The sequence below is a fragment of the Corallococcus sp. 4LFB genome, from assembly GCF_046520365.1.
Taxonomy (GTDB): Bacteria; Myxococcota; Myxococcia; order Myxococcales; family Myxococcaceae; genus Corallococcus; species Corallococcus caeni.
On sequence record NZ_JBKGHJ010000851.1, the window covers coordinates 1 to 2,101 of the forward strand.

General features: G+C 75.0%; 1 protein-coding gene and 1 pseudogene. Both read left to right on the forward strand.

Going from position 1 to position 2,101, the window contains the following annotated elements; translation table 11 throughout:
• Positions 1-1,415 (forward strand): HEAT repeat domain-containing protein (locus ACLEQD_RS41930; protein ID WP_410391523.1); only part of this gene is annotated, 1,415 nt, incomplete at its 5' end.
• Positions 1,416-1,719: 304 nt separating this feature from the next.
• Positions 1,720-2,101 (forward strand): annotated as a pseudogene (locus ACLEQD_RS41935) (class I SAM-dependent methyltransferase); the annotation flags it as partial.

The following is a 2,101-nucleotide window of genomic DNA, read 5'->3' on the forward strand; positions in this document are numbered from 1 at the left end:
CGGGCGCGTCGCGGGCGGCCATCGCGCTGGCGGAGGTGCGCGACGAGCTGGCGGACGCGTTCGCCAGCGGCCTGTCGGCGGTGAGTCCCCGGACGGTGGAGCCGCTGGTGTCGCGGCTGAAGGAGCTGGGGCTGGAGAAGCCGGGCGCGCTGCTGGAGGCGCTGGCGCAGCGGGCGGACCCGGCGGAGCGGCTGGACGACTTCATCAAGGTGTACCAGGTGCTGGGCATCGCGCTGGTGCGGCTGTCCGGCGCGGTGCAGGTGGACCTGGCCGGGCTGGAGGCCGTGCCCACGCACCCGAGCATCCACGTGCACCGGCCGGAGGAGGTGCTGAGCCCGGGCGAGGCGATGGTGCGCCGGGCGCGCGGGGAGCTGACGCGCTACGAGGCGGCGGCGCACGCGGCGCGCTACTACGCAGGCCTGGGCACGGACGCGCTGATGCGGGAGCTCTACCCGGCTTGGAGTGATGGCTCGGCGAGCGCCTTCGTGGCGCGCACGGTGGCGGCGCGCGGTGAGGAGGCCCTGGGGGTCGTGCGGGGCGCGCTGAACGAGCGCCACAGCCGCATGGTGCGCCGCACCGCCATCCGCGTGCTGGGCGCGATGGGCGGGGTGCAGGCGAGGCGGGAGCTGGACGCGTTGACGCGCGGGGGGCACGACATGGGCCTGCGCCTGTACGCGCGGGAGACGCTGGAGGACGTGCAGGCCCGGGAGACGGGGGAGAAGGCCGTGGCGGAGCTGGCGCGGCGCCGGAAGGACAAGGCGGTGCCGCTGATGCAGGCGGCGCTGTCGGAGACGACGAAGGACGCGCGCGCGGCGGCGGTGGCCATGCTGGCGGACCTGGGCACGGTGGCCATGCCCGTGCTGCGCCAGGTGCTGCACTCGGACCCGTCGCGCGAGGTGCGGCGCGAGGCGGCGGCGGCGCTGGCCCGGCTGGGGGACGCGGAGGTGCTCGACCGGTTCATCGACATGGTGCAGGGCCGCGGCCACGACGACGTGGAGGCGAAGCACGCCGTGTACGCGCTGGGCATGCTGGGCGACGTGCGCGGCGCGGAGGCCCTGCTGCTGGCGTTCGCGGACGGGTGGAAGCCCGGCGTCGTCGCGGAGGCGATGCGCGCGCTGGGGCTGGCCCTGCTTCGGCCCGCGCTGAGCCTGGCGGAGACGCGTCCGGAGGTGCTGGAGCGGCAGGCGCTGCGCGGCCTCTTCGAGGCCTTCGAGGCGCCCATCCTGGCGAAGGAGTTGCTCGCCCGCGTGCTCAGGTCCCTGCCGCATGTGGACCTGCTCACGCGCGCGGCGGCGTACCTCAAGGTCGCGGCCGTGAACCCCGCGGTGGGCAAGGTCGTGGCCGCGCGCCTCATGGAGATTCCCGCCGTGGCCGACGACAGGGCCCTGGCCAAGGCGGCGAAGAAGCTGCTGTGAGGCCCTGGCCTCTCAGCGGGGCGCTCAGCTCCCCAGCTTCGCGGTGAGGATGGGGAAGGCGAGCGTGGTGGCGGCCGCCGCCGTGATGAGCGGCTGCGAGTCCTGCTTGAGGTACGTTGACGCGGTGGGAGCGTTCCACGGTGCCGGGCTGCCATTGCACGGCGCGCACCCGTTCCCCGCGGAACCTGCAAGCCACCGGATTCCAGGTGATTGCCCGGGGGCCCGCCGCGGAGGGTCCCAGGCGCGTCCCCGTCAGGCGCGGGGCATTGCGTGGGGCCCGGAATCCAGCAAGCCTCCGCGCCGCATGACGGATCCCGCGCCGCCTCCCGAGCTTCCACCGCGCCGCGACGACGCGCAGGACGAGTTCGAGCTGCCGTTCCTCCAGCGGCTGTCGCTGCAGCTGCAGGGCATCGTCATCGCCGTCGTGCTGCGCGTCACCGACCTGCTGCTGCTCCTCCTGCGTCCCCGGCTGCTGAAGCCGTACCTGGGGCTGTGGTGGCAGCGCATCCTGCGCACGCCCTACGCCGCGCGGCGCACCTTCGAGATGGCGCGGGCGCTCCAGGCCACGGGCCAGTCGTTCCGCGAGCTGATGTACGGCGAGACGCCGCTGGTGACGGCGCTGGCGTTCCTCAAGAAGGCGGGCGTGGGGCGCGGCAGCCGGGTGGTGGACCTGGGCGCGGGGCGGG